Genomic DNA, 23,491 nt, shown 5'->3' on the forward strand with positions numbered 1-23,491 from the left:
CATGGCCGGCCCCTTGCCCGGGGTCCTCTTGTTCGTACCGGTACCGCACCGCGACGACCGCGGTTTCTTCACCCGTACTTTCGACAGTCGTGTTGCTTCGGCCCACGGCATCGAGGCCGGCGCGTTCCTGCAGGACAGCCAGTCCCGCTCATCCCGTGGAACCGTTCGAGGACTGCACGGACGCTCGGGGCGTGGCGAAGGGAAGCTGGTGCGCTGTGCCCGGGGAGCGATCCTGGACGTCCTCGTCGACGCGCGGCCGGAGTCGGTCGAGTTCGGACGGAGTGCTGCTATCCGGCTGGACGACGAGGACCTCGTCCAGCTCTATGTGCCGCCAGGCTTCCTTCATGGATTCCAGGCGCTCACCGAGTGGGCCGACGTCTGCTATCGGATCGACCGTGAACACGACCCGGCGGAGGACGTCGCTGTGCGGTACGACGATCCCGGCCTCGGAGTCGCATGGCCACTACCCGTCACCGCGATCAGCGCACGTGATCGCGCAGCAGGAACATGGGCCGACCTCCGCTGCCGGCTTCTCGACCTGGCGAACTCCCCGGCGCCCCGGCCGCACAACAGGCACTCGACTGCCACTGCCGCGCAGGAGCGGCTCAGCACGACGAGCACCAGGAACTCTTCCAGGGGGAAGTCATGACGATCCACGACTCCACCGCTTCGGCACCCGACACCCTCCCCGGCTCCGCAGAATCGAAATACGAGGTCTGCATTGTCGGTACGGGCCGAGTCGGGCTGCCTCTCGGTCTGACCTTCGTCGAAACCGGGGTCAGCGCGGTCGGCCTCGACGTCGATAAGGAGCTCGCCGACCTGGTCAACGAGGGCGTCATGCCCTTCCATGAGCCCGGGTACGACGAGATCATCGCCAGCCGTAGGTTCCACGTGGTTCACGATCCGTCGGTGGCGACCAGAGCAGAGACAATTGTCGTCACCGTCGGAACTCCTCTGCACAACCACATCGAGACCGATCTCACGCAGGTGCAGGACGTGCTCGAGAGCATCGGGGAGCACCTCCGTCCCGGACAGCTGCTCTGTCTGCGCAGCACGGTGGCGCCCGGTACGACCGAGTTCGTCGAGAGGTGGATCCGACGAAACACAGACCTGGTCGTCGGCGAGGACTTTTTCCTTGCCTTCTGCCCCGAGCGGATCGCCGAGGGCAAGGCCTACGAGGAGATCCGCACGCTGCCGCAGATCGTGGGCACACAGGACCCCGCCAGCGAGGCGCGTGCCGTTGCTCTGTTTCGACGAATCACCCGCGAGGTCCTGACGACCGATTACGTCACAGCGGAGCTCGTTAAGCTATTTAACAACATCCTTCGGTACGTCCATTTCGCCCTGGCCAATCAGTTCGCGATGATCGCGGACAACTTCGGGGCGAACATCCACGAGACACGGGAGCTGGCCAACCACGGCTACCCGAGGTCGTTCCTCGCCGCTCCGGGCCTTACAGCAGGGACCTGTCTGCGGAAAGACTTCGGGATGCTCAACGAATGGAGCCCCTACCCGGACATGCTTCTCTCGGCCTGGAAGATGAACGAGTTCATGCCGACGTTCCTGGTCGATCATCTTTGCAGGCGTACCGACCTGCACGACAGCCGGGTGGCGATTTTGGGCTTCTCGTTCAAGGCCGACACGGACGACCTCCGGGATAGTCTTGCTCCCAAGCTGTGGCGGTACGTTCGCCGCCAGCTTCCCGACGAGATCCGGATCAGCGACCAGAACCTGCCGGACCCGATCCCGGAGCCGAGCATCCGGGACGCACGGAATTGGCCGATCAGCGAGGCCCTTGAAGACGTCGACGCCGTATTCGTCGCCACTAACCACACCGGCTACCACGAGGCGCTCCGCGAACTCGCCCGCACCAGACCGGACGCATGGGTCGCCGACATCTGGAACGTCGGTCGGGTGAACCAGATGTTCTATCAGGCAAAGGCCATCGACATGGCGGAGGCGAACCCGTGAGAGTACTGCTCACCGGCGGAACGGGGTTCGTGGGCGCGGCGCTCTGTAGCGAATTGGTCGCAGCGGGGCACGAGGTCGTGGTACTGGACGACAACTCGCGCGGCCGGGCGGCCCGACTCGCGGTGTTCGGCGAGCATGTCACCGTCCTCGAGGGCGACATCCGACGCTACACCGACGTGCGGGGCGCCATCGAGGGCTGCGAGGTCGTATGGCACCTCGCATACATCAACGGAACGCGTTACTTCTACGAGCGGCCGGCCGACGTCCTGGACGTTGGCGTCCGGGGCACTCTGAACGTCGTCGACGCTGCCGTGGACGAGGGGGTGCGGCGGTTGGTTCTGGCCTCGACCAGCGAGACCTACAACGAACCTTCCGTGGTGCCGACACCCGAGGAGGAATGGCTCAAGATCCCCGACGTCACCAACCCACGGTTCAGCTACGGCGGCGGCAAGATCGCGTGCGAACTCCTCGCACTGCACATGGCCGGACCCCGAGGGGTCGAGCCGGTGATCTTCCGACCCCACAATTTTTATGGGCCCGACATGGGATTCGAGCATGTTATCCCCGAGATCGTCGAGAAGATCGTCCGACTGAGGGCTGCCTCCCCCGAGAGCCCCCTTCAGCTGCCGATTCAGGGCGACGGCACCGAGACCCGTGCCTTCTGCCATGTGCGCGACGGAGCCCGGGGCGCCTTCATCGCCGGCGAGATGGGCAAAGCCGGTGCGATATACCACGTGGGCACTTTGCACGAGGTGTCGATCCGTGAGCTCGTCAATCTTATCTCCGACATCCTCGACGTACCGATCAGCATTGTCCCGGGTCCACTCCGAGCGGGCGGGACCTCTCGGCGCTGCCCCGACATCACGAAGCTCTCGGAGATCGGCTACAGCCCGGAGGTCGATCTCCGGGAGGGACTCGTCGAGACGGTTGCCTGGTACGCCGACCACTTCAACGCGGGAGCGACGTCGTGACCATCGTTGTCACGGGTGGGCGAGGATTCCTCGGGCGCAACGTCGTGCGGCGGCTCCTCGAGGCCGGCCACGAGGTACATCCGGTGGGCAGCAAGGACTACGACCTGACCGAACAACATGGTGTGCGAGCGCTCTACGCGGAGCTCAGGCCCCGCGTGGTGGTGCACTGCGCTGCGGCGGTCGGGGGTATCGGCGCGAACGTCGACAACCCCGGACGTTTCCTCTACGAGAACGCCCTGATGGGCCTGATGCTCCTCGAGGAAGGGCGGCTGGCCGGGATGGACAAGCTGGTGATGATCTCGACCAGCTGCGCCTATCCGCAAGACGCCCCGCTCCCTCTCCGGGAGGAGGACCTCTGGGAAGGGCCGCCGACGGGGGCGACCGGCCCCTACGGCATCGCCAAGCGGATGCTGCACGATGCCTGCCTGAATTATGCGAAGCAGTACGGCACGAACAGCACCGTCCTGATGCTGGCCAATCTCTACGGCCCGGAGGACAATTTCGGCGCCGGCAGCCACGTGATCCCGGCGATCATTCGTCGCTACATCGACGCGGAGCGGCTGGGTGCCCCCTCGGTGACGAACTGGGGCTCCGGACACGCCACCCGAGAGTTCCTGCACGTCGACGACGCCGCCCGGGCGGTCGCTCTGGCTGTTGTCACGACGACCGGCCCCGAACCGATCAACATCGGTACGGGCCAGGCAGTCGCGATCCGTGAGATCGCTGACGCCGTCAAAACGGCCGTCGGTTACAGAGGCGAGGTGCGGTGGGACACGACCAAGCCCGATGGCCAGCCTGCTCGCTACTTCGACACCACTCGCGCAACACAACGGCTCGCGTTCACGTCCACCGTTCCGCTCGAGAAGGGGCTGGTCCAGACGGTGCGATGGTTCAGGGAGAGAGGGCAGTATCTAGTCTAGTGTCGAGCTAGCTTCGGAAGCGCCCTTGTTCGCCTGCTCGGCTCGGTCGGAACGAACGCTCAGTGGGGAGCTCCCGACAACGCCTCGGCCGGGTGCGCAGCAACGTACTGGGCCATCGTCCCCTTGCGGAAGGCGGCCCAGAGCTGCGGCCCGGCCTGCTCGTCGAGGTAGACGACGGACTGGGCGCCCTCCCGACCGAGCCCCGCGACCGGGGTGCTGGTGAACGTGACCCCGCCGGGCCGTAACCCCTTCATGTCCAGGGCCAGGTCACGCAGGCCCCCGTTGGTCAGGGTGTCGTCGACGCTGACGGTCCGGCTGGTCGCGTCGACCAGGTTGTAGAGGCCGACCGGGTCGGACAGGTCGTCGCCGGCCTTGGACAGCAGCGCCCTGAGCGCGTTCTGCTGGCGCTTGGCGCGGTCGAGGTCGCCGCCGGGCAGGTCGTAACGCTGCCGCACGTAGGCCAGGGCCTGCGCCCCGTCGAGGTGATTGAGGCCTTCGTGGAAGTCGACGCCGGCGTTGCTGGTCGCCGCGGCGACCCGCACGTCGATCCCGCCGACCGAGTCGACCATCTCCTGGAAGCCCGCGAAGTCGATGACCCCGAAGTGGTCGACACGCACCCCGGTCAGGTTCTCGACCGTCTGGATCAGCAGCGGGGCGCCACCGAACGCGTAGGCAGCGTTGATCTTGTTCATGCCGCGCCCGGGGACGTCGACCCAGCTGTCCCGCGGGATCGAGGTGACGGCGGCGGTGCTGCCGTCGGCGCACACCCGGGCCAGCATGATCACGTCGCTGCGCTGCGAGCCCGCGTCGACCCCGGCCGCTGCGTCCGTGCCGGTCGTCGGATCGGCTGATCGCGTGTCCGTGCCGATCAGGAGAAAGCTCGTGCCCGACGACGGCGCGGGGCGCGTGTCGGCGGGGATGCCGGCGAACGCGTCGGGCACCCGGCTGACGTTGTTGCCCAGTTTCTCCGTGAGCAGGTAGATCGCGGCCGCTGCCGCCAGGATCAGCACGAGAAGAGCGACGAGCAGGCCGATCAGGATCCGGCGGCCTCTCCGCCTCCGTCTCCGGACGGCGTCGAGTACCACCGTGGGTTGATCCTCGCGCATACCTCTCCCGTCTCACGATCTCGATCGTCATATCCGGGAAAGTCGCGCAGCGTTACGGCCCTACGCAAAACCTGGGGATGGGCGATCGCCGGCCGGTTCGCTCCAGGAGGACGAAGGAGGCCGCCGTGCAGGTGATCGAGAACTCGATCGACCTCGCCCGCCCGCCCGAGGAGGTGCTCGCGCACGTCTCCGACGACCGGAGCTCCGCGGCGACCACGATCACGCTCGTCTCGCCGGAGCCGGTGGCCCTGACTACGCGTGGTTCTCCAGTACCCAGGCCACCGCCTGGGTGCCCGCGAGGACGACGAACGCCGTCATCCACGGTGCGTTCACCCGCCGCAGACCCGAGACGACCAGCAGGATCAGCGGCGGCGCGGCGATCGCGTAGAGGTTCCAGTCGTCGAACACCCCCAGCTGCGCCCGCCACACGACCACCATCAGCAGCGCCCCCGCCGACGCCACCGCGAGGAAGACGCTCCGCACGTCGGCGAACCGGCACGCCGGCAGCAGCACGACCGCCGGCGCGAGCAGCAGCACCAGCTGGAGCTGCAGCCACCACCCCATGGCCCCGTCCGGGAAGAGGAAACGCGACCAGTCCCCGCCCTGCGCGGAGATCTGGCTGCCGGACACCAACTGCGAGATCGGCAGCCCGTGCCGGTCGAACCACCACAGCCCCAGCCCGAGCACCGCGGGCACGGCGGCGAGGGCCAGGCCGGCGTCGAGCCGCCGGCCGCGTCGCACCGCGATCACGATCAGGACGAGCAGCGACGGTCCCAGTACCAGCGTCTCGAGATGGCAGAGCACCCCAAGCCCCAGCAGGAGCCCCAGCGGCCAGAGCGGGGCCTCCTCGTCGTCGAGAAACCGCAGGGCAGCGGCCAGATACCCCAACGCAACGACGGCGGTGAGCGTGTAGTTCTCGACGTCGCCGAAGAACACCATCACCCAGCCACCGGCGGCGAGCAGCCCCAACGCCTGCAACGGCTGGTCGAAGCGACGAGCGATACGCAGCGCGATCAGCACCGCCACTCCCCCGGCGAGGCAGGAGACAAGCCGGTAGGTCTGCGCGACGTCCCAGCTCCAGAGCTCGTGCAGGCCGGCCCAGAGCCGGGAGTGCAGGAACAGCTCGAGCATCTCGTCGTGGGTGACGAAGCCGCCGGGAGAGGCCTCGAACTTGCCCTGCAGCAGCGAGCCGTCGAGGTTCTCGGTGCGATCGCTGAGCAGCCAGAACAGCCCGACGCTCACGACCGCGGCGATCAGCCGCGTCGTCCTCCGCCCCACTGCTGCAGTGACGTCCGCGGCCAGCGTCCGGGCCCGTTCCGGCCACCGCCACACCGCCACACCGGCCGACGCCGCGAAGGAGGCGGAGGTGATCGCCCACCCCCGCCCGACGAACGCCCACCGGTCGACGCCGAACCAGGTCGTCAGCCCGGCTTCGGGCTGCCCGGCGACAGGATGGGGCACGGCGAGGCCACGCCAGAGGTAGAGCCCACCGAGCAGACAGACCCCGGGGGCGAGCAGAGCGGTGGTCCGTCGGGGCGGAGACTCGGTGGTGGTTGGAGTGGGGAGCACGAGCACGGCCGCGACCCTGACATGCAGATCCTTCCGATCGCCGCCGCCTCACGTCGCTGACCGGGGAAGACACAGGAAGTCCTCAGCAGGAACAGGCAGGAAGCGGACGGGTGGGCAGGTTGCTCCACCGGGACCGATCTACTCCAACTTGATGAAGCTTCACAGAAGTCGTGACATTCGGTAACGCGACCACTCGGCTGGGCGACATGCGGGGTGATCGACGTTTTGCCGGATCGCTCCCCCTCGGTCCCGGCCGTCCCTGCGCGTCACCGCATGGGCGAGCCCGTGCTGTGGCGGCGACCCCTCGACCGAGATCGCACTAACGGATCTTTCTGGGGGGCTCCAGATCGTGTTCAACCCGTCCGAGGTCGCCGCGTCCGCCGGCGTCCCCGCTGTCCCGGCTCAGCGCGGCATCGGGCCCGTGCCGGGGCGGCCCGGCGTTCCCGAGGGCAGCCCGGTCCGCTGGCAGCGCCGGCTGCGCTCGCTGGTGATCATGAGCGACGTCGGCGTCGTCCTGGTAGTCACGACCCTGGCCGTGCTCGCGGGGTGGACCGGCATGTACGCCGCCGACCGTGCCCAGCTGGTCTGCGGTGCGATCGCCGCCGCGCTGCTGATCGCCGCGATGCCGCTCGCCCGGGCGTGGGACGGGCGGATCCTGGGTGTCGGCAGCACGGAGTTCAGGCGGCTCGGCCGCGCCGTCGCCGGCGCAGCGGTCGTGCTGGGCGCGGTCGACGGCCTCCCCCTCCTGCAGCTGTCCCAGCCCCGCTTCACGGGATCCGCCCGTGTCGTCAAGACGGTCGTGGACCGCACCGTCGCCGGCGCGCTCCTCCTGCTCGCGGCTCCGGTCTTCGTCGCGGTCGCCGTCGCCGTGAAGCTGGACGGCGGCCCCGTGTTCTTCCGCCAGGAGCGCGTCGGCACCAACGGCCGCACCTTCCGGATGGTCAAGTTCCGGTCGATGGTCGTCGACGCCGAGGCCCGCCTCGCCGCGCTCAGCGACTCCAACGAGGCCGCAGGCCCTCTCTTCAAGATGACCCGCGACCCCCGCATCACGAAGGTCGGCGTGGTGATGCGGAAGTACTCGCTCGACGAGCTCCCTCAGCTGCTCAACGTCCTGGGCGGCAGCATGTCCCTCGTCGGCCCCCGGCCGCCGCTGCCGGCCGAGGTGGCGACCTACGAGGACGTCGCCCGCCGCCGCCTGCTCGTCCGCCCCGGCATGACCGGGCTCTGGCAGGTCAGTGGCCGCAGCGACCTCTCCTGGGAGGAGACGGTGCGCCTCGACCTCCGCTACGTGGAGAACTGGTCCATGGCCCTCGACCTGACGATCCTCTGGAAGACGATCGGCGCCGTCCTTCGGAGCCGCGGCGCGTACTAGGCTAGTGTCCTGCGCCTGAATTTCGCTAGATATCAGTAGGCTGCCGGTCGTGCCGAGTAAAGGCCGGCCGGTGGCCGAGGTGAACCTGACCGACGAGCAGCGCGAGACATTGCTGCGGTGGTCGCGGCGGGCGAAGTCGTCGCAGGCGTTGGCGTTGCGCAGCATATCGTGCAGGCGGCAGCCGAGGCGCTGTCGAACACCGCGATCGCTGAGAAGCTGGGCTGTCACGCAGTCCGAGCTGGACGTGCACCCGATCTGCGACAACTACAGCACCCACAAAGCCCCAGTGGTGGCGCGTTGGCTCGCAACGCACCCGCGGTCCCACATGCATTTCACCCCGACCTACTCCTCCTGGCTCAACCAGGTCGAGCGCTGGTTCGCGCTGCTCACCGACCAGCAGCTCCGCCGCGGCGTGCACAAGAACCTGCAGGTCCTCGAACGCGACCTCCGCGCCTGAGTCGCGGCCTGGAACGACCACCCGCGCCCGTTCGCCTGGACCGAGACCCGCCGACGAAATCCTGGAACGACTCGCGGCATGTCTTGACCGAATTCCCGGCGCAGGACACTAGCTGACAGATTGAGATTCTCCCGGTCCGGTCCTCGCCGGGTTGCGTGCGGCCGCGAACAGACCCCGAGACACCCCTGCGTACGTGAGTGCCCGGATGCGCTCGGCGACTCGCGAAGGCAGCAACGTCATGATGCGCCGAGTCCATGGCCATCGAGTCCGGTAAGCGGCTCTCTCGAAGGCAGGTGACAGTTCAACTCTATCCACATGAACGAGTGGAAAACGAATCGGAAGAATCGGCACGCGAGCTTCGACACACCAAGGGTTCCAGGTATGGGTGGCGTCGACGCCGAAGCCGACGTTCGTCACCACGTTTCTGACGGAGACGAGCGACAAGCCACCGCGGTACAGCATGGCGAATGCCCAAGCAAAATCCCAGGCGCGAAGATCTCCGGCGACAACGGAATCGAACCTTCGGCGCAGCAACAGATATTCGACGAATGGGAGACGGCGACGCACCGCACGTCGCCCTTCAGGGGTACTCCACGCGCTCATCGCGGGATCATAGGCGGCCCACGCTCGTGCCCAGGTCGCCCAGCCCCATGTCGGTGACGTTCTGCTGCTCACGTAGCTCTTGTCGGTGCCCTTCCAGGACCCAACCGCGTTGAATCCACTGATCATCATTACCTGCTCTTCATGGCGGTAGCGCTCCAGCAGCTCCGCGCAGAACGGGAAGAAGTCAGCAGAGGGCAGGCAGTCGTCCTCGAGTATCAACCCTTCGGATACGCGGGAGAAGAACCAACTAATAGCGGTCTCAGGGCCGCGCTTGCAGCCGAGATTCGCGTCTTGGAAAAGTACCTCGATGTCGCAGGGCCAATCGACGTCGTCGATCGCACGCCGGGCCTCCGCACATCGGATCGTGTCGTCGGGGACATTCGCGCGAGGACCATCTGCCGCGACCAGGAGGCGTTGCGGACGGACGACGCGCAGGAGTTGGACCATACGGCGAACCTTGTCCGGCCGATTGAACATGATCAGCAGCACCGGGACGTCGAAATCCGGCCGGATCCGCGCCGGTACGCGTCCGTGGCCGTTGCGTCCATCACTCATCGAGGCTTGAGTCGTTCGTCCGGTTCGGGACGTTACCCGAAGCGGACCAAGCGGGCACCTCCTTCTGCCGCTCACCGCCGGGGCAACAAGGTCTGAGATGTTATGGCCCTACCCCGGGCCGCCTCGAGGGATGAGAATCGGGGCGGGGTCGGCTGTGCTCGTTCGCGCTTGGTGCGTGTGAACCCGAGTCTGAGACTGACGCCTGGGGCCTTCCCGGCACCTCGAACTGTTGATCTGGTACACACTTCCACAGCGTCGTTGAGCGGTTGCCCCGCCGGCCCCGCCTGGATGGGTCCGGGGACGGCGGGGAGGCCGACGGTGGACGTACTGGTGGAGCGGTGCTCGCGGATCGGCATCGGCAAGGACGAGGTGGTCGCCTGTGTCCGGACCCCGGTTCCGGGGTGGGCGGGGCTGGCACAAGCACACCCGCACGTTCGCCGTGTTCACCTCCTCAGTGGAAGGCGATGGCCGACTGGTTCGCCGCCGAGGGCTCACCGAGATCGCGATGAGGCGACCGGGTCATACTGGAAGCCGGTCTGGTACGTCCTCGAAGACCGCGCCGGACAGGGTCGGGGCCAGCAGGGGCAGGGGTGAGAGTTGATGCTGGTCAACGCCCACCACGTGAAGATCCTGCCCGGCCGCAAAACCGACGTCCGCGACGCCGAGTGGCTAGCTGAGCTGCTCGAGCACGGGCTGCTGCGCGGCAGCTTCGTGCCGCCGCCGGTGATCCGCCAGTGACGGGACCTGACCCGCTACCGCAAACGGCTCGTTCAGGACCACACCAGCGAGTGCCAGCGCATCCAGAAGACCCTCGAAGACGCCGGGATCACACTCGACTCGGTCGCCTCCGACGTGCTCGGAGTGTCCGGGCGGGCCATGCTCGCCGCATCGTCGGCCCGGCCAGCCGGGTCTGCGATCGGCACCCTGGTCGACCGCCGCAGCGGCTTCGTACGTCTGGTGCACCTGCCCGACGGCCACGGCGCCGAGCAGTGCCGCCTCGGGATCGCTGCTGCCCTGGGCGATCTGCCCGCGCAGGTGCGGCTGGCGTTGACCTGGGACCAGGGCTCGGAGATGGCCAGCACGACCAACTCGCGCAGCTGTTTGCCGAGGGCGTCTACTTCGCCTACCCCGACAGCCCGTGGCTGCGCCCAACCAACGAGAACACCAACGGGATGCTGCGCCAGTACTTCCCGAAGAAGACCGACCTGCGCACCTACAGCGCCTACAGCGCCGCCGACCTCGCGGCCGCGGAAGGCCGGCTCAACCACCGACCCCGCAAACGCCACGACTGGCGCAGCGCGCCGAGATCTTCGCCAGCGCCCTCTGAGAGCCTCTCTCCTGACCTCGGGTGTTGCGACGATCATGCGAATCCGCCTGGTCGTACCGATGCCCCGATCCAGATCCTTTGTCGAACCTGCGTGGGGCGCCGCGAGGGTCGAGTCCAGCGCCTGAACGGGCGAGAACGCGGTCTGGGCCCGGCCTCGTCGAGTTCAGAGCGCCACCGCCCGTAGCGCCTCGGGCCAGCACAACGGCACCTCTCACCCAGGGCATGCCGACGAACACGCTCGGTACGTAGAACTGCGTAGTAGGTCACCGCCGCGTCGTGCGCCATGCTCTCTGTCAACGGCCGCCGGACCCGACGTCGCTGGTGGGCGGCTCGATGCACCGAGTTCCTGCACGAGTTGGAGACGATCGTCGTGGTGGGGTCTCCCGTGGCGCGCACCGGCAGCACAGCAGGTGACGGAGGCGGGAGCAACCGGCCGACGTCGGACCACGGCTTGCTCAGCACCTACGACGGCTTCTTCTCCTACGCCCACGACGAGGCCACGGACGAGGTCGTCGCGGCGCTGCAGGGTCGGCTCGAACGCTTCGCGAAACCCTGGTGGAAGGCACGGGGGCTGCACATCTACCGGGACAAGACGGCCATGGGGGCTGCGCCGGCGCTGTGGGACACGATCGCCGAGGCGATGGCCGCGTCGAGCTGGCTGGTGGTCCTGGCCTCGCCCGCCGCAGCGGCGTCGCCCTGGGTCGAGCGGGAGATCTCCTGGTGGAAGAAGGAGAAGCCGGATCGCCCGCCGCTTCTCGTCCTCCTCGACGGAGAGCTGGTGTGGTCCGCGGAATCGGGCTCGTGGGACACCGCCCGCAGCACCGCCCTTCCGCCCGCCCTCGCCGACACCTACCGCGCGGAACCGTTCTGGATCGACCTACGGGGCGTGCCGAGCCGTGGCGAGAAGCTCGACGATGCGGTCGCGAGCGTCGCCGCGACGATGCGGAACGTCCCGAAGGACCGCATGATCGGGATGCACGTCCGGCAGCAGCGCCGCACGCGCCGTCATGTGGGCATCGCCGGCACGACGGGCGCGGCGCTGCTCGCCGCGGCCCTGATCGCGTCGGTGCTCCTGAACCAGCAGACCCGTTCGACGACCGCCGGGCTGCTCGCGACGGCGTCGTCCGCCGCGTTGTCCACCGATCTCGCGGCGGCACAGCTCCTGGCCGTGGAGGCTTACCGCACGGAGCCCGGCCCGCGCACAGCGGCAGCCCTGTTCCATGCCGTGACGGCCACGTCCCAGCTCAGCAACGTCCACTACGCCGGAGGTGAGGTCACTGCACTCGCCGCCTCGGCCGACGGCTCGGCCGTGGTGGCCGGGACCAGGTCCGGCGATGTCGTGCGCTGGGCCGGTGGCCAGCAGGAGACCGTGGCCTCGCCGGGTGGCCCTGTCACCGGAGTGGGCATCAGCGACGACGGCCGCGTGATCAGCATGATCACGGCCGGCAGCGCGTCGTACCGGGTGGGGGATGAGAACCGCGTGGTCGACATCCCGCCGGGAACCCACGGGCGCGCGACAGCTGTCTCGCCCTCGGGCCGCGTCGTGCGGTTCCACACCGGCAACGAGTACGGGGTCGAGGAGCAGCGGGGGTTCCTCGTGACCGCCGAGACGCAGTCCGGTGGGGTCCGGGCCGAACCGTCGAACGAGCCCTGGGCCGGGATGACGGCGACCGGTGACTCCGAGGTGTCGATGTACAGCACCGCCGCGCACTGGGAACGGCATGACGGCGGTAGCGTCGTCCGCGGGTTCATGCCATCCATCGGCAACCACTCCCAGGCAGAGACGCTGTCGCCCGGCGGCTCGTGGTTCACCTTCAGCAACGGGAGCGAGGAGATCCCGGTGTGGCAGACGGCCGAAGGCGAGATCCCCGAGTCCCCCACGCGGACTGCACACGTCCCCGGTTCCCGGCGTGACTCGCTCGCCCTCGCGCCCGACGGCACCAAGCTCGCCGTGTCCGACGGCGGAGCCCTGTACATCGCCGACGTCGGCACCACGCCACCCCCCGCTTCCGCGGCCCTGCGGCTCGAGGGGACCGGCCGGCTCACGCAGCTGAGGTTCGTGGGCCCGAACCTCCTCGTCGGCGCCGCAGGCGATCGCGTCCTCACGCTGGACCTCTCGAGGACGAACCGGATCGCGTCGCACCACATCGGGCCGCAGTACGAGCTTCCCTGGCCCTGCAACGCCTGCCCGCCCATGAAGGCAGCCGTGCGGGACGACGGCCGGGCTCTCGTGACCGGCGGCCAGCCCTTCTCCCTCATCGTGCACGCGGAGAGCGCCGGGGTCCGCCCGCAGAGGCTCACGACGCCCGACGGCGAGCTCGAGTCGACCGACGCGCTCTGGCTGAGCGACGGCGACGCCCAGGCTCTCGTCGTGATGCGGCGCTACTCCTTGGGCACCGAGGTCGCGGCGTACGACCGGGCGACCGGCGCGCCCCGTCTCTGGCAGCCGCTCCGGGAGGACCGGCTCGGCCTGGCGCCGGCGCCGGACGGGCTGGTCTACGACGTCGGCCTCGACGGTGCGGTACTCGTCCGCGAGCCACTGACCGGAACGGTCCGATCGTCGATCGCAGCGCCCGGCGGGTTCCGGGCCGACCCGGACGCACTGGCAGGGCCGACGGCGTCCCTCGCCCAAGACGGCTCACATGCCGCGTTCGTGCAGAACGGCGTGCTCTGGGCCGAGGCGCTCGCCACCGGTCGCGCGGCGAAGGTCGCCGAGGGCGTCGTCGATGCGACGTATGCGGGGCCGCATCTGATCGTCCGGCGCGCCGACGGCGTCCTCGAGGTTCGTGAAGCCGCCGGGCACGAGGTGCTCGCCGCGTACCCGGCGAACGGGGCCGCGGCCGAGCGCACCCGACCTGCCGGCAACGGGTCCTTCCTGGCGCAGGTCACCGTCGACGACCGAGTGCTGCTGACGGACGCGCTGAGCGGCATCGAGGTCGGGGCCCTCGACCTCGGCCCCTCCCAGGACAGCCGAATGAGCGCCGTCGCATTCGGTCCGGACGGGGCCACCCTGTTCATCGCCTCGCCCGGGTCGAACGGCGAGATCCAACGTCTCGACGTCTCTCCGGAGGGCTGGATCCGCACAGCCTGCGCCGCCGCCGGTCGGGACCTCACCGCAGAGGAGTGGGCGACCGTGACGCACGGGTCCGCGCCCGACGACCTGCGCTGCCTGCGATGACGACTCCGACCTCCACGCATCGGACGACCCTCGTGCGGGATCACCGAACGTGAGGGCCTCGTCGGAGCCGGGTTGGAGCATCGGGGTGTTCTCGGAGCCCGTGTCCGCCCGGCGCACGCAGTCAGTCGACGTGCCGCTCCGGGTCCCCGTCGCCCCCGGGGTCCCCGTCACGGCCGGCCGCGAGGCCGATGTGCCCATCGGTCTCGATCCCGCGGACGGAGCCGTGTCCCGGGTGGCCCTGCGGGTCCTGGTGGCGGACGGCGTGTGGCACATCGAGCTCCTCAACGGCAACGGATGCGTCGTCCATGCCTACGGGCTCCGGCCGCGCGAGCAGACGGCGGCGGACCGGGGTCGGGCTCTCGAGATCCGTTGGCCCCGGGTCGCTGTGCGCCTCATCGGCAGCCCCGGCTGGATCCACTGGGTGCTCCTGGAGTCGGGTGAGCAGCTTCCTCCCCGGCGCCGACCGCCGCGGACTGCTGGCAGCACGGAGACCAGCGATCTCCCGCTCCCCCTCACCGAGCGTCAGATCGAGGTCCTTCGAGCGGTCTTCGCCGTGCAACTGGCCTGGCCGCCCTCCCTCCAACCACCGCTGCTCCTCAAACAGGCGAGCGCGAGCCTGGGGCGCCTGGGGCGCTCGTCGATCGCGGACAACCTCCGCGCCGCCAGGGCGCGGGCCGTGGCGCTCGGCATGCCGGACTCCTCGGTCGGGGCCGCCGATCCCGAGATCCTCCACACGCTCGTCGCCCACGGTTACCTGCCCGTCGAGGACGTAGCACCGGCTTGACGTCCGGCGATCAGCCCGCGGACCGCACGTTCAGCGAGAGGGTTCGCGACCGACCGTCGTCCGTCGTCGCGACGAGGCGCACGACGTACTCACCCGGCGCGTGGTAGCTGACGGTCAACGGGTTGCAGTTCGGGAAGGTCTCGCCGTTGGGGTCCGTCCACTCGCAGCGAACCACGCGACCGACATCGCCCTCCAGCGTATAGACGCCCTTCTCTCCGACGGGCACGGACGTCGGACCTGCCAAGGACAACCCGAGCGGCGGCGGAGGAGCGACGGTCGTCGTCGGGAGCACCTGCAGCGCCGGAGCACCTGCTCCGGCCCGTGGGGCACGGAGCTGGAGCACCACCACGGTCGTCGCGACCAGGACCACCGTCGTGGCCACGGCGATCCACATCCATCGAGCGGGCCGACGCCGGCGGGCACGGGCGGGCGAGGACGCGACGGCCTCGGCTTTCCCGGCCGGCTGGGCCAGCGCTCGTCTCGCGGCCTCCGCCATCTCGCCGGCCGAGGCGAAGCGGTCACGCGGGTCCTTGGCCATCGCCCGCGCGATCACGGCGTCCACCTCGGGACCCACCGCAGCACCGACGTCGGCGGCCCTGGGTGGTACGGCGGTGAGGTGGGCGGTGACGAGGGCGAGCGTGTCCTCCTCCACGAAGGGCCGCCGACCGGCGAGCATCTCGTAGAACAGGCAACCCAGCGCGTAGACGTCCGCCCGGTGGTCCACGGGCTCTCCGCTGATCCGCTCGGGAGCGGCATAGTCCAGCGTCCCGATGAAGGTGCCGGTCCGGGTCCGTACCGAGCCGGCTGGCCGATCCACGGCGTGCGCGAGCCCGAAGTCCCCGAGATAGGCATGGTCACGGCGTGAACCGCGGCGAGGGACGACGAGGACGTTGGCCGGCTTCACGTCCCGGTGCACGAGGCCTGCTGCGTGGGCGTCGTCGAGCGCCGAGGCGAGCTGCTCGACGATGTTCACGGCGCTCTCCGGTGGCAGGGGACCATCGGCGAGCAGGGAGCCGAGGTCTTCACCCGGCACCAGCTGCATGTCCAGGAAGAGCCGACCGTCGATCTCCCCGTAGTCATGGATCGGCACGATGTGCGGGCTCGTCAACCGCGCCGCGGTCTCGGCCTCCCGCCGGAACCTGGCTCGGTAGGTGGGGTCCGCGGCAACCTGCGGTGTCATGAGCTTCAGGGCGACGGTGCGCTGCCGTCGGGTGTCGTAGGCCCGATACACCGTGCCCATGCCGCCCTCACCGATCAAGGTCTCCAGGAGGTACGGCCCGATCCGCGAGCCCGCGCCCGCCTCGGGGGCAGCCGGTGGGGTGCCCTCCGCCGGGTGTTCGGCGTCCACTCCGTCCGATCCTCCGCGTCGACGACCTGCGGCGAGATGCTCGCGGAGAGACAGCACGCTGTTACCGAGCGGTGCTCGGCTACCACGAGGTCGACCACGAAGCAAGACCGCCTTGCGCCGGGATTCCGCGAACTGCGCGGGGCCCGCAGAGTTCTCCTTGTGCAGCGACGGTCGGAGGGCAGAGGCATCCGGCCCTCGAATCCCCTTGGAGGCGTCATGGCTGGTGTGCCCACTCGCATCGACCCTGCCGGCTCCCGGACCGGTCCTGCTCCGCGAGCACATCGGCCTGGCCCTTCGGACCTGCGAACCCGACCGGCCGGCGACACTGGTGTGCCGGCCCCCCGTCCGGTCGGCGCGCCGTCCGCGGACCCTGACCGCGCGGTCCCGCCCGCTTCCCGTCCGGCCCAGAGGCGCTGGTCGGCCCTTGTTCGCCGGCGCAGCCTGCTCACGGTCCTCGGCTTTCTGATCGCCAGCCTGGTCGTCCCGGCGGCCACCAAGCAGTGGGCGGACCGGGCCGGCGAGCTGGCCCTGAAGAAGGAGTTGGTCTCGCAGATCAACACCACCGTGACGAAGGCCGTCGCGATCACCGACTGCACAGCGCGGCTCGCGACCTGCTTCCCCGAGGGGCGGAGCCTCCGTGACCCGGCGGCGAACCACGACAGCCGCGCCGAGGCCGACGTCGCCTACGGCCGGGCGCTCTTCGAGAGCAAGACCGAGTGGGCCGCGGGCAGCACGTCCATCAGCAGCGTGGTCCAGGCCTACTTCGCGAGCACGCCGATCGATGCCGCGTGGACCGAGCACCGCCAGGCGGTGTCGGCCTTCCTGCGCCTGTCCTCGAGCGAATGCGGTGCCGCACGCGACGCGGACACAGAGCTGCTCAGGGGGTACCTCCCGGGGACGGGCGAAGACACGTGGACCCTCCTGGGAACGGACATCGGCGTGGACTGCCAGGGGACCTCGATCGAGTTCGAGAGCGGGTACGCGACCCTCGCCCAGGACCTCTTGAACACGACTCCACGCCTCACCCAGGCTCTGGTGCAGTCGAACGCCGAGGGTTACAGCAACGGCCTCGGGGACTTCGTCGGTGACCTGTGGCCGGTCTGAGGAGCAGGCGAGAGGTGGTCCCCCTTGCTGCCGGTCCGCCGTCCGGCCGATCTAGAGACCGGCCTCGTCGAGCTCCGAGCGCCACCAGGACGAGTACCGGTCGTAGTGGAGCGGACCCCGTCGGACCGATGACAGGTCATAGGCGAGCAGTTGCTCGTAGGCGTGCGCCGGCAGGTCGGGCTCCAGCACGATCCGAGCACCGGTCGTGGCGTCCTGGAGCACGAAAACCTGGCGGGTGCGGCGCTTCCTCGCGGCTCGTCGCTATCGACCTGGCTGGCCGCCCGAAGGTGCTGAGAGGTGCGCAGTCAGCTCCGCGTGGTCGGGAAGGACCGCCGCAAGACGGAGACCAGGAACCCGGCTCTATTGTCGATCGTATTCCCGGCGTCTCGGGAAACGTCGGAATCATTCGCCGCGGAGACGTCGACGTAGCCGTTCGAACGCCTACGTACATATACGTATTGCGCCTCGCCGGTCACGAACCCGACACTCACCCGCCAGGCACCTCACCGGCGTTCGCCCTGGTGATCGCGCAACTTTTCGCGATCACGAAAGGCTCGGAGCCGTCTTCCGCCGTTCTCGGGCGATGGATCCGTCGACAATCGTGACACTCCGCCACGGCACCGGTCCGCAGACGCAGCGCGGTCCTGCGAACACGTATCACGGAGCACCCGTTCCGACTCTCACGAAGCGCCTGACCCTACTCGGCACCCTGCAACGAAATGGAGGGGACATGTCAATTCTCGACGACGAGATCGTGGTTGCAACGGGGCCACACACCCCGGTGTCGAACCAGTCCGAGGTTGCCGACGAAGTGGACGAGGAGTTGACGGTGCCGTCGTCGGCCGGCGTCGACGCGTACCAGGCGGCCGCGGGAACCGGGATCGAAGACGTACCCGGCCATCGGCCGGTCGCGCTCTCCGACGATCTGGAGATCGCGTTCAGCCTCCCGATCTCCCACCTCACCGACATCGGGGAGGCGTCGTTCGGCCCGCCTCCCCCGCCCGAGGAGACCGTCCACGGGCCGGATGACCGCACGCAGATCACGAACACCGGTGTCTACCCGTGGCGGGCCATCGCGTCGTTGCTCATCACTGCCGCCGACAACTCCATGTGGATCGGGACGGGCTGGTTCGTCGGCCCGCACACCCTGTTGACCGCAGGCCACGTGGTCCACATCAAGAACAGTGGCGTGCCGGGCCGTGACGGCTGGGTGAAGAGCATCCAGGTGATGGCCGGGCGCAACGGTACGAGCCTGCCGTACGGGACGCTGACGAGCAGCTCGTTCCGCTCGGTGACGGGCTGGACCGGCAGCGGCGACCAGAACTTCGACTACGGAGCCATCATCCTCAACACCGACCTCGGCAGTACCGTGGGTTGGTTCGGTTACCAGGTCCTCAACGATGCCGACCTCACGGCGAGCACGGTCAACATCGCGGGCTACCCCGGCGACAAGCCCGCGGGCACGATGTGGTTCCAGGCCAACAAGGTGGCCAGCGTCGGGCCCCGGAAGGTGTTCTACGACATCGACACCGCCGGTGGCCAGAGCGGGGCGCCGGTGTGGCGGCTGGTGAACGGCAGCCGCTACGGCGTCGCCGTCCACGCCTACGGCGGACAGACCACCAACTCCGGTACCCGCGTCACGTCTCCGGTGGCCACCAACATCGCCAACTGGAAGGCCTGAACGCGCCGTGGCGACACCGACGCCGGTCGTCGCCGGTGTCGTGCGGGACGACGACGGACACCCGGTCGCCGCCGCCCGGGTGTACGTGGTCGACGCACCGGTCCCCGTCCCCGACATCGCCGCTCTGAGCGGTCCCGACGGGACGTTCTCGGTGGGACTGCCGGTGGCAGGGCGGTACACGATGGAGGCGGCAGCCGAAGGCCGGGCGCCGGCCCGCGCCACCTTCGAGGTCGTGCCGGGGCACAACTGGCTCGACCTTCGCCTCGGTGGATAGCGAACGCACGAAGCTCCTGGTCAGACGCGTGGATGTCGTCGATCGCCCGTCCACCGGGAGCTTCGTGGTCCCACCGCGCCCGGGGACGACGTGGTCGGTTCAGCCGCGCCAAGAAGGACGAGGTGCCCTATCGGCGAGACAGGAATCGCCTGAGGCTGTCCGGTGGCGCCCAAGCGGACGTCTCGACCGAAGCAGGGAAGCTGCTATCAGCAACATCGCGAAAGGCGGCTGTGCGGATCGAGGAGAGGCGTGATGACGACGGGGGCGACTTCCGAGCAGTCGAAGATCAGGAATCGTCTGGCCTTCCTCTCGTACGCGCGTGCGGACCAAGAGGCCGTTCACGCTCTCGAACAAGGCTTGGAGGCTCTCCACTACCAGATCTGGATCGATCGCAAGTTGGACGGTGGGCAGGCTTGGTGGGACGAGATCCTCGCTCGGATACGTGCGTGCGATCTGATGATCGCCGCAGTTTCGCCGGCTCTTCTCGAATCGGAAGCGGCAGCCAGGGAAAGAGAGTATGCGAGGAAGCTGGGCAAGCCGCTCCTTCCGATCCTGGTGGCCCCGATCATGACAGACCTGCTTCCGCCTGACCTCGCGCCACTCCAGCTCATCGACTACACGCAGGTCGGCCCGCTGACCGGCTTCCACCTCGCCGGCGCGCTGGCTGCACTCCCGGCGGCGCCCCCTCTGCCCGACCCCGCGCCGAGCCCACCTCCCGTCCCGGTGTCCTACCTCTCGGGACTCGCGGATCGGGTCCGGGCGCAGAGCCTGACAGTGGAGGAGCAGCTCGCCCTCGTCGCGATGCTTCGCGTCGCGCTCGCCCGACTTCGGGAACACGACGCTGCCCTGGAGTTGCTCGAGGCCCTGCGGCAGCGCCGCGATCTCTACTACTCGACGTGGCAGGCGGTCGAGGAGCTGCTGCAGCGGGAGCGGGCCGTCGGGCCGATCGACAACAAGTCGTCGGGCCCCGGACCACAGGCCCGCCTCCCATCCGGAACGCCGCGCGAGGAATCGGCCGCCGCACCTCCGGGCTGGTACCCGGATCCGTCACGACGCCACCAGTTCAGATGGTTCGACGGTGACTGGACCTTGTACGCCTCCGACTTCGGGGTCGTCATCGAGGATCCAGATTTCTGACGAAGCCCGACTCGGCACACAGAAGAAGGTGCGAAGGATGAGCGACCAGACCTCGCCCCCCGACGGCGGACGCAGTGCCGAGCAGCGAAGTCACCGGTACCCGCCGCCTCCCCCGCCTCCGCAGTACCCGCCACCCGGCCCACCGCCCCCGGCTTCGGCCATGGGCGCCGGCGGTGCCGCAGGGCCGACTCTCCCGGCGACTCCGCCGCCGCCCCGCCGACGTCGGGGGCTGCTGGCGGGCCTCATCGCCGCAGCAGTCCTCGTGGTTGTCGTGGTGGTCGTGATCGCCGCGAACAGTGCCGGAACGAGCAGTGGCGGAGCCGGCTCACAGACATCGGGATCCACGAGTCCCGCCGACGTGAGTTTCCAGATCGTGAACACCCTGGATCCCACTGTGGAGATCGCCGAAGCCTGCACTGTCTTCTCCCAGGGCAGGAACGTCGGCACGCTCAATGTCGACACCTCGTCGCCCACGGCCACGCTACCGGTCACGGCTCCTTCGGGCCCTGTCGATTACGAACTGTCCGTGACAATGCAACTCGTGAACGGCAAGATCGTGGACCTCGGCGGGAAAGGCACCCTGAACGCCTATGCCGGCGCCACCTATGCGGTCGCCCTCACGCCTTCGGGTTCAGGATTCGACGTGACTCTGCGCGAGCAGGGCTCGTAGAACTCCTGAGCGGCGCACGGTGGGCGACCGTCGTAGAGCCCCGACGGTCCCGCCGACGCCATCGCCGTCAACGACGAGCATGTGGTCGTGCGCCGCTCGAACGGCAGCCGCTTCCTCCCGCCCGAGATCTGGACCGACATCGCCTTCTTCGGCGTCCGACTCCTGACGTTCGACGACGTGACGAGCGACTGAGCGACCGCACGTCCGAGAAGCACGTCCCGAGGCTGCTGCGGATCGTGTGTCCGCGGTATCACAACGGGTCGCGGCACGCTCGTTCGAGTGGCGTCAGCCGACGACGTACGGATGGCGTTGCCGTACCTGGGTCGATCCGCCGATGCGCTCGGTCGAACGCCGTTCCCCCAGTCCGGGGAGGTGCTGTGGCAAGGGTGTTCCTCAGCCATTCCAGCGCGGACGCCGTGCTGGCCGACGACGTGAACCAGTGGCTGGTCAAGGAGGACGGGCGTGCTGACGACGCGCGTACGGCTGCTGCTGGTCGTCCCCGTCTTCCTGGCGGTCTTCTACTACCTCTTCTTCCAGGGCATGGCCGGCGGCGACTCCGAGGGGCTGATCTCGTTCCTCCTCGCCGGCGCGGGCCTGTTCGTGGTCGTCCAGGCCACCTGGCTGCGGGGACGGTTCACCCCGACCGCGGTCCTCGCGTGGAACCCGGCGATGCTCGCCCTGCTCGGGCTGGGCTTCGGTGCGGTGTCCCGCGGCGAGGAGATGGTGGGCCTGGCAATGGGCGCGGCCGTCGGTGTCCTGACCGCGCTGGTGGTGCTGTGGCTCGGCAGCCTGGTCCAGCTCCGTCGGCGCCCGCGGATCTTCCTGAGCTACCGCCGCTCGGACAGTGCGGCCGCCACCGCCGCCGTCTACGCGGCGCTCAGCGAGCGCTACCACGCCCGGAACGTGTTCATGGACGTCCACACGATCCACCCCGGCCGAGACTTCCGGCGGGAGATCGCGCGCGTCATCGCCCGGTGCGATGCCGCTTTCGTGATCATCGGCAGGAGCTGGACGCGGGTCACGGACGAGTTCGGCAGACTCCGCCTCGAGGCGCCGGACGACCCGGTCCGCCTCGAGGTCGAGACGGCGCTCGGCGCCGCGCTCGACGTCGTCCCGGTCCTGGTCGACGGGGCCGCACTCCCCGGCCCTGTGGAGCTGCCGGACACCCTCCGCGAGCTGACCTACCGCCACGCCGTCGCCGTGACCGACGCCCACTCGGTCCGGACCGAGCTCATCCCCCGCTTCGAGGCGGCCTTCCATCCCTACACGACCGACTCCGTCCGCCCCCCGCCCCGGACGCGGCGGTGGCGGCGGATCGTGGTGACCGCGATCGTCGTCGCACTGCTGTTCCCGTTCGGTCTGCGCCTCGCGAAAGAGGTGGCGGGCGACGTCGGGCGGCTCGACCACGTGGCGGCCTCCGCCGACGGCCGCCGCGTCGCAGCGCTGGTCCGGGGCGGGCTGTGGGCCTCATCGGCCCTCCACGTCTGGAACGCGACAACCGGTGTCACCGAGGCGACGTACGAGTACCCGGCGGGCGAGGCCCCCGCGGACCGTCTGGTGTGGTCCCCCGACGGACGGTTCCTGGCCGTCGGCGGTGACGACGGCTCCGTCGTCGTCCGGGCCGCGGCGGATCTCGCGGAGGTGCGCAGGCTCCCCGGCTTCCAGGGCACCTTCCGGGTCAACGAGCTCACCTGGTCACCCGACGGCGCGCTGCTCGCCGCCGTCGACGACGCGGGCGCCCTGCGGGTGTGGGACGCGGACTCCGGGCGCCTCGTCGGCTCTCAGCCGCTGTTCATCACGGGCACGGAGACGATCGCCTGGTCACCGACCTCCGACGCCCTGGCGGTGGCCTGCCTCTACTACGACGGCGCGATCGTCGTCGACCTCTCGCGGCAGGGGCTCGGTGCTGTGCACGAGTTCCCGCACAAAAGCGCCGCGACCGCGCTGAGCTGGTCGCCGGACGGGCAGCGCCTCGCGGTCACCTTCTACGAGGCCCCTCGGCTGGTGACGATCCGGCGGGACGCCGATCCCGCCACTGCCAGGGTGTTCGCCGGGCAGACCGCCTATGCGGTGGACGTCGCGTGGTCGCCGGACGGACGGCGGATCGTCACGTCGGGTGGGGACATCGCCCGGCTCTTCGACGCGGGCAGCGGCGAACTCGTCGACCAGTTCCTGACGCGGGACACCTACGAGCCGAACGTCGTCTGGTCCCCGTCCTCCGGCTCGATCGCCTCCTCCGACGAGACGCACGTGCTCACCTACGCCCTCGACGGCGGCACGCCCGCCCAGTCCTGGGCCAGCGCGCAGGAGTTCTGGGGGTCGCAGATCGTCGGCTGGACGGACGGGGGTCGGGTGATCAGTCAAGGCGGCGGGGACCACGTGGTCAGGGTGTGGGAGCCGGGGCGCGCTACGCCGGTGTGGGAATGGGAAATCTCGCCGTGGGCCGTGTTGGTGGGGTGATCGG

The 23,491-nt window shown here is 69.3% G+C and carries 17 protein-coding genes and 3 pseudogenes; 15 read left to right on the forward strand and 5 right to left on the reverse strand.

Features of this window, described 5'->3' with window-relative positions; genetic code table 11:
• Position 1: 1 nt before the first annotated feature.
• The 4 genes and pseudogenes from rfbC to AB0B41_RS01520 form a co-directional block, all read left to right on the forward strand.
• Positions 2-520, forward strand: a pseudogene (rfbC, locus tag AB0B41_RS01505) (dTDP-4-dehydrorhamnose 3,5-epimerase); the annotation flags it as partial.
• Between the two features lie 125 nt (positions 521-645).
• Positions 646-1,971 carry a nucleotide sugar dehydrogenase gene (locus tag AB0B41_RS01510; RefSeq protein ID WP_358197688.1) on the forward strand — a complete coding sequence of 442 codons (1,326 nt, stop codon included), beginning with the start codon at positions 646-648 and terminating at the stop codon, positions 1,969-1,971.
• The gene (locus AB0B41_RS01515; RefSeq protein ID WP_358197690.1) at positions 1,968-2,942 is read left to right on the forward strand and encodes an NAD-dependent epimerase/dehydratase family protein; all 975 of its coding nucleotides are present in this window, start codon (positions 1,968-1,970) and stop codon (positions 2,940-2,942) included. The genes AB0B41_RS01510 and AB0B41_RS01515 overlap by 4 nt, the downstream gene beginning before the upstream one ends.
• Positions 2,939-3,862: an NAD-dependent epimerase/dehydratase family protein gene (locus AB0B41_RS01520; RefSeq protein WP_358197693.1), complete on the forward strand. Its 924-nt coding sequence runs from the start codon at positions 2,939-2,941 to the stop codon at positions 3,860-3,862. The genes AB0B41_RS01515 and AB0B41_RS01520 overlap by 4 nt, the downstream gene beginning before the upstream one ends.
• A 59-nt stretch (positions 3,863-3,921) precedes the next feature.
• On the opposite strand, the gene AB0B41_RS01525 is transcribed toward AB0B41_RS01520, so the two are convergent.
• Both AB0B41_RS01525 and AB0B41_RS01530 read right to left on the reverse strand, forming a co-directional pair.
• Positions 3,922-4,947, reverse strand: a complete 1,026-nt coding sequence (locus tag AB0B41_RS01525; protein WP_358197695.1) for an LCP family protein — start codon at positions 4,945-4,947, stop codon at positions 3,922-3,924.
• Between the two features lie 273 nt (positions 4,948-5,220).
• Positions 5,221-6,543, reverse strand: a complete 1,323-nt coding sequence (locus AB0B41_RS01530) for a hypothetical protein (RefSeq protein WP_358197697.1) — start codon at positions 6,541-6,543, stop codon at positions 5,221-5,223.
• Between the two features lie 691 nt (positions 6,544-7,234).
• On the opposite strand from AB0B41_RS01530, the pseudogene AB0B41_RS01535 reads away from it, so the two are divergent.
• Positions 7,235-7,909, forward strand: a pseudogene (locus AB0B41_RS01535) (sugar transferase); the annotation flags it as partial.
• 289 nt (positions 7,910-8,198) lie between these two features.
• Positions 8,199-8,366: a transposase gene (locus tag AB0B41_RS01540; protein ID WP_358197785.1), complete on the forward strand. Its 168-nt coding sequence runs from the start codon at positions 8,199-8,201 to the stop codon at positions 8,364-8,366.
• Between the two features lie 108 nt (positions 8,367-8,474).
• Here AB0B41_RS01540 and AB0B41_RS01545 read toward each other — a convergent pair whose 3' ends face one another.
• The gene (locus AB0B41_RS01545) at positions 8,475-9,524 is read right to left on the reverse strand and encodes a hypothetical protein (RefSeq protein WP_358197700.1); all 1,050 of its coding nucleotides are present in this window, start codon (positions 9,522-9,524) and stop codon (positions 8,475-8,477) included.
• Between the two features lie 507 nt (positions 9,525-10,031).
• Here AB0B41_RS01545 and AB0B41_RS01550 point away from each other — a divergent pair.
• The 3 genes and pseudogenes from AB0B41_RS01550 to AB0B41_RS01560 form a co-directional block, all read left to right on the forward strand.
• Positions 10,032-10,406: pseudogene (locus tag AB0B41_RS01550) on the forward strand (transposase); the annotation flags it as partial.
• An 896-nt stretch (positions 10,407-11,302) separates the two neighbouring features.
• Entirely contained in the window at positions 11,303-14,029 is a 2,727-nt protein-coding gene (locus AB0B41_RS01555) for a TIR domain-containing protein (RefSeq protein WP_358197702.1), read from the forward strand.
• Positions 14,030-14,252: 223 nt separating this feature from the next.
• Entirely contained in the window at positions 14,253-14,813 is a 561-nt protein-coding gene (locus AB0B41_RS01560; RefSeq protein ID WP_358197704.1) for a hypothetical protein, read from the forward strand.
• 10 nt (positions 14,814-14,823) lie between these two features.
• Here AB0B41_RS01560 and AB0B41_RS01565 read toward each other — a convergent pair whose 3' ends face one another.
• Positions 14,824-16,161 (reverse strand): protein kinase, encoded by a 1,338-nt coding sequence (locus AB0B41_RS01565; protein ID WP_358197706.1) that lies wholly within the window; start codon positions 16,159-16,161, stop codon positions 14,824-14,826.
• Positions 16,162-16,491: 330 nt separating this feature from the next.
• Here AB0B41_RS01565 and AB0B41_RS01570 point away from each other — a divergent pair, with 330 nt between their 5' ends.
• On the forward strand, positions 16,492-17,265 hold the full coding sequence (locus tag AB0B41_RS01570) for a hypothetical protein (protein ID WP_358197708.1): 774 nt from the start codon (positions 16,492-16,494) through the stop codon (positions 17,263-17,265).
• Positions 17,266-17,316: 51 nt separating this feature from the next.
• Here AB0B41_RS01570 and AB0B41_RS01575 read toward each other — a convergent pair whose 3' ends face one another.
• On the reverse strand, positions 17,317-17,487 hold the full coding sequence (locus AB0B41_RS01575; RefSeq protein WP_358197709.1) for a hypothetical protein: 171 nt from the start codon (positions 17,485-17,487) through the stop codon (positions 17,317-17,319).
• Between the two features lie 361 nt (positions 17,488-17,848).
• Here AB0B41_RS01575 and AB0B41_RS01580 point away from each other — a divergent pair, with 361 nt between their 5' ends.
• The 5 genes from AB0B41_RS01580 to AB0B41_RS01600 all read left to right on the forward strand — a co-directional run bounded on the left by AB0B41_RS01580 (position 17,849) and on the right by AB0B41_RS01600 (position 23,487).
• Entirely contained in the window at positions 17,849-18,946 is a 1,098-nt protein-coding gene (locus tag AB0B41_RS01580; RefSeq protein WP_358197711.1) for a trypsin-like peptidase domain-containing protein, read from the forward strand.
• Between the two features lie 7 nt (positions 18,947-18,953).
• On the forward strand, positions 18,954-19,220 hold the full coding sequence (locus AB0B41_RS01585) for a carboxypeptidase-like regulatory domain-containing protein (protein WP_358197713.1): 267 nt from the start codon (positions 18,954-18,956) through the stop codon (positions 19,218-19,220).
• A 252-nt stretch (positions 19,221-19,472) separates the two neighbouring features.
• Positions 19,473-20,357 (forward strand): TIR domain-containing protein, encoded by an 885-nt coding sequence (locus tag AB0B41_RS01590; RefSeq protein ID WP_358197715.1) that lies wholly within the window; start codon positions 19,473-19,475, stop codon positions 20,355-20,357.
• 262 nt (positions 20,358-20,619) lie between these two features.
• Positions 20,620-21,027, forward strand: coding sequence for a hypothetical protein (locus tag AB0B41_RS01595; RefSeq protein WP_358197718.1), 408 nt, complete (start codon positions 20,620-20,622; stop codon positions 21,025-21,027).
• 462 nt (positions 21,028-21,489) lie between these two features.
• Complete coding sequence (locus AB0B41_RS01600; RefSeq protein ID WP_358197720.1) at positions 21,490-23,487, forward strand: TIR domain-containing protein; 1,998 nt, start codon at positions 21,490-21,492, stop codon at positions 23,485-23,487.
• The last annotated feature ends 4 nt before the right edge of the window (positions 23,488-23,491 follow it).

Source organism: Pseudonocardia sp. NPDC049154 (genome assembly GCF_040648315.1).
Lineage (GTDB): Bacteria > Actinomycetota > Actinomycetes > Mycobacteriales > Pseudonocardiaceae > Pseudonocardia.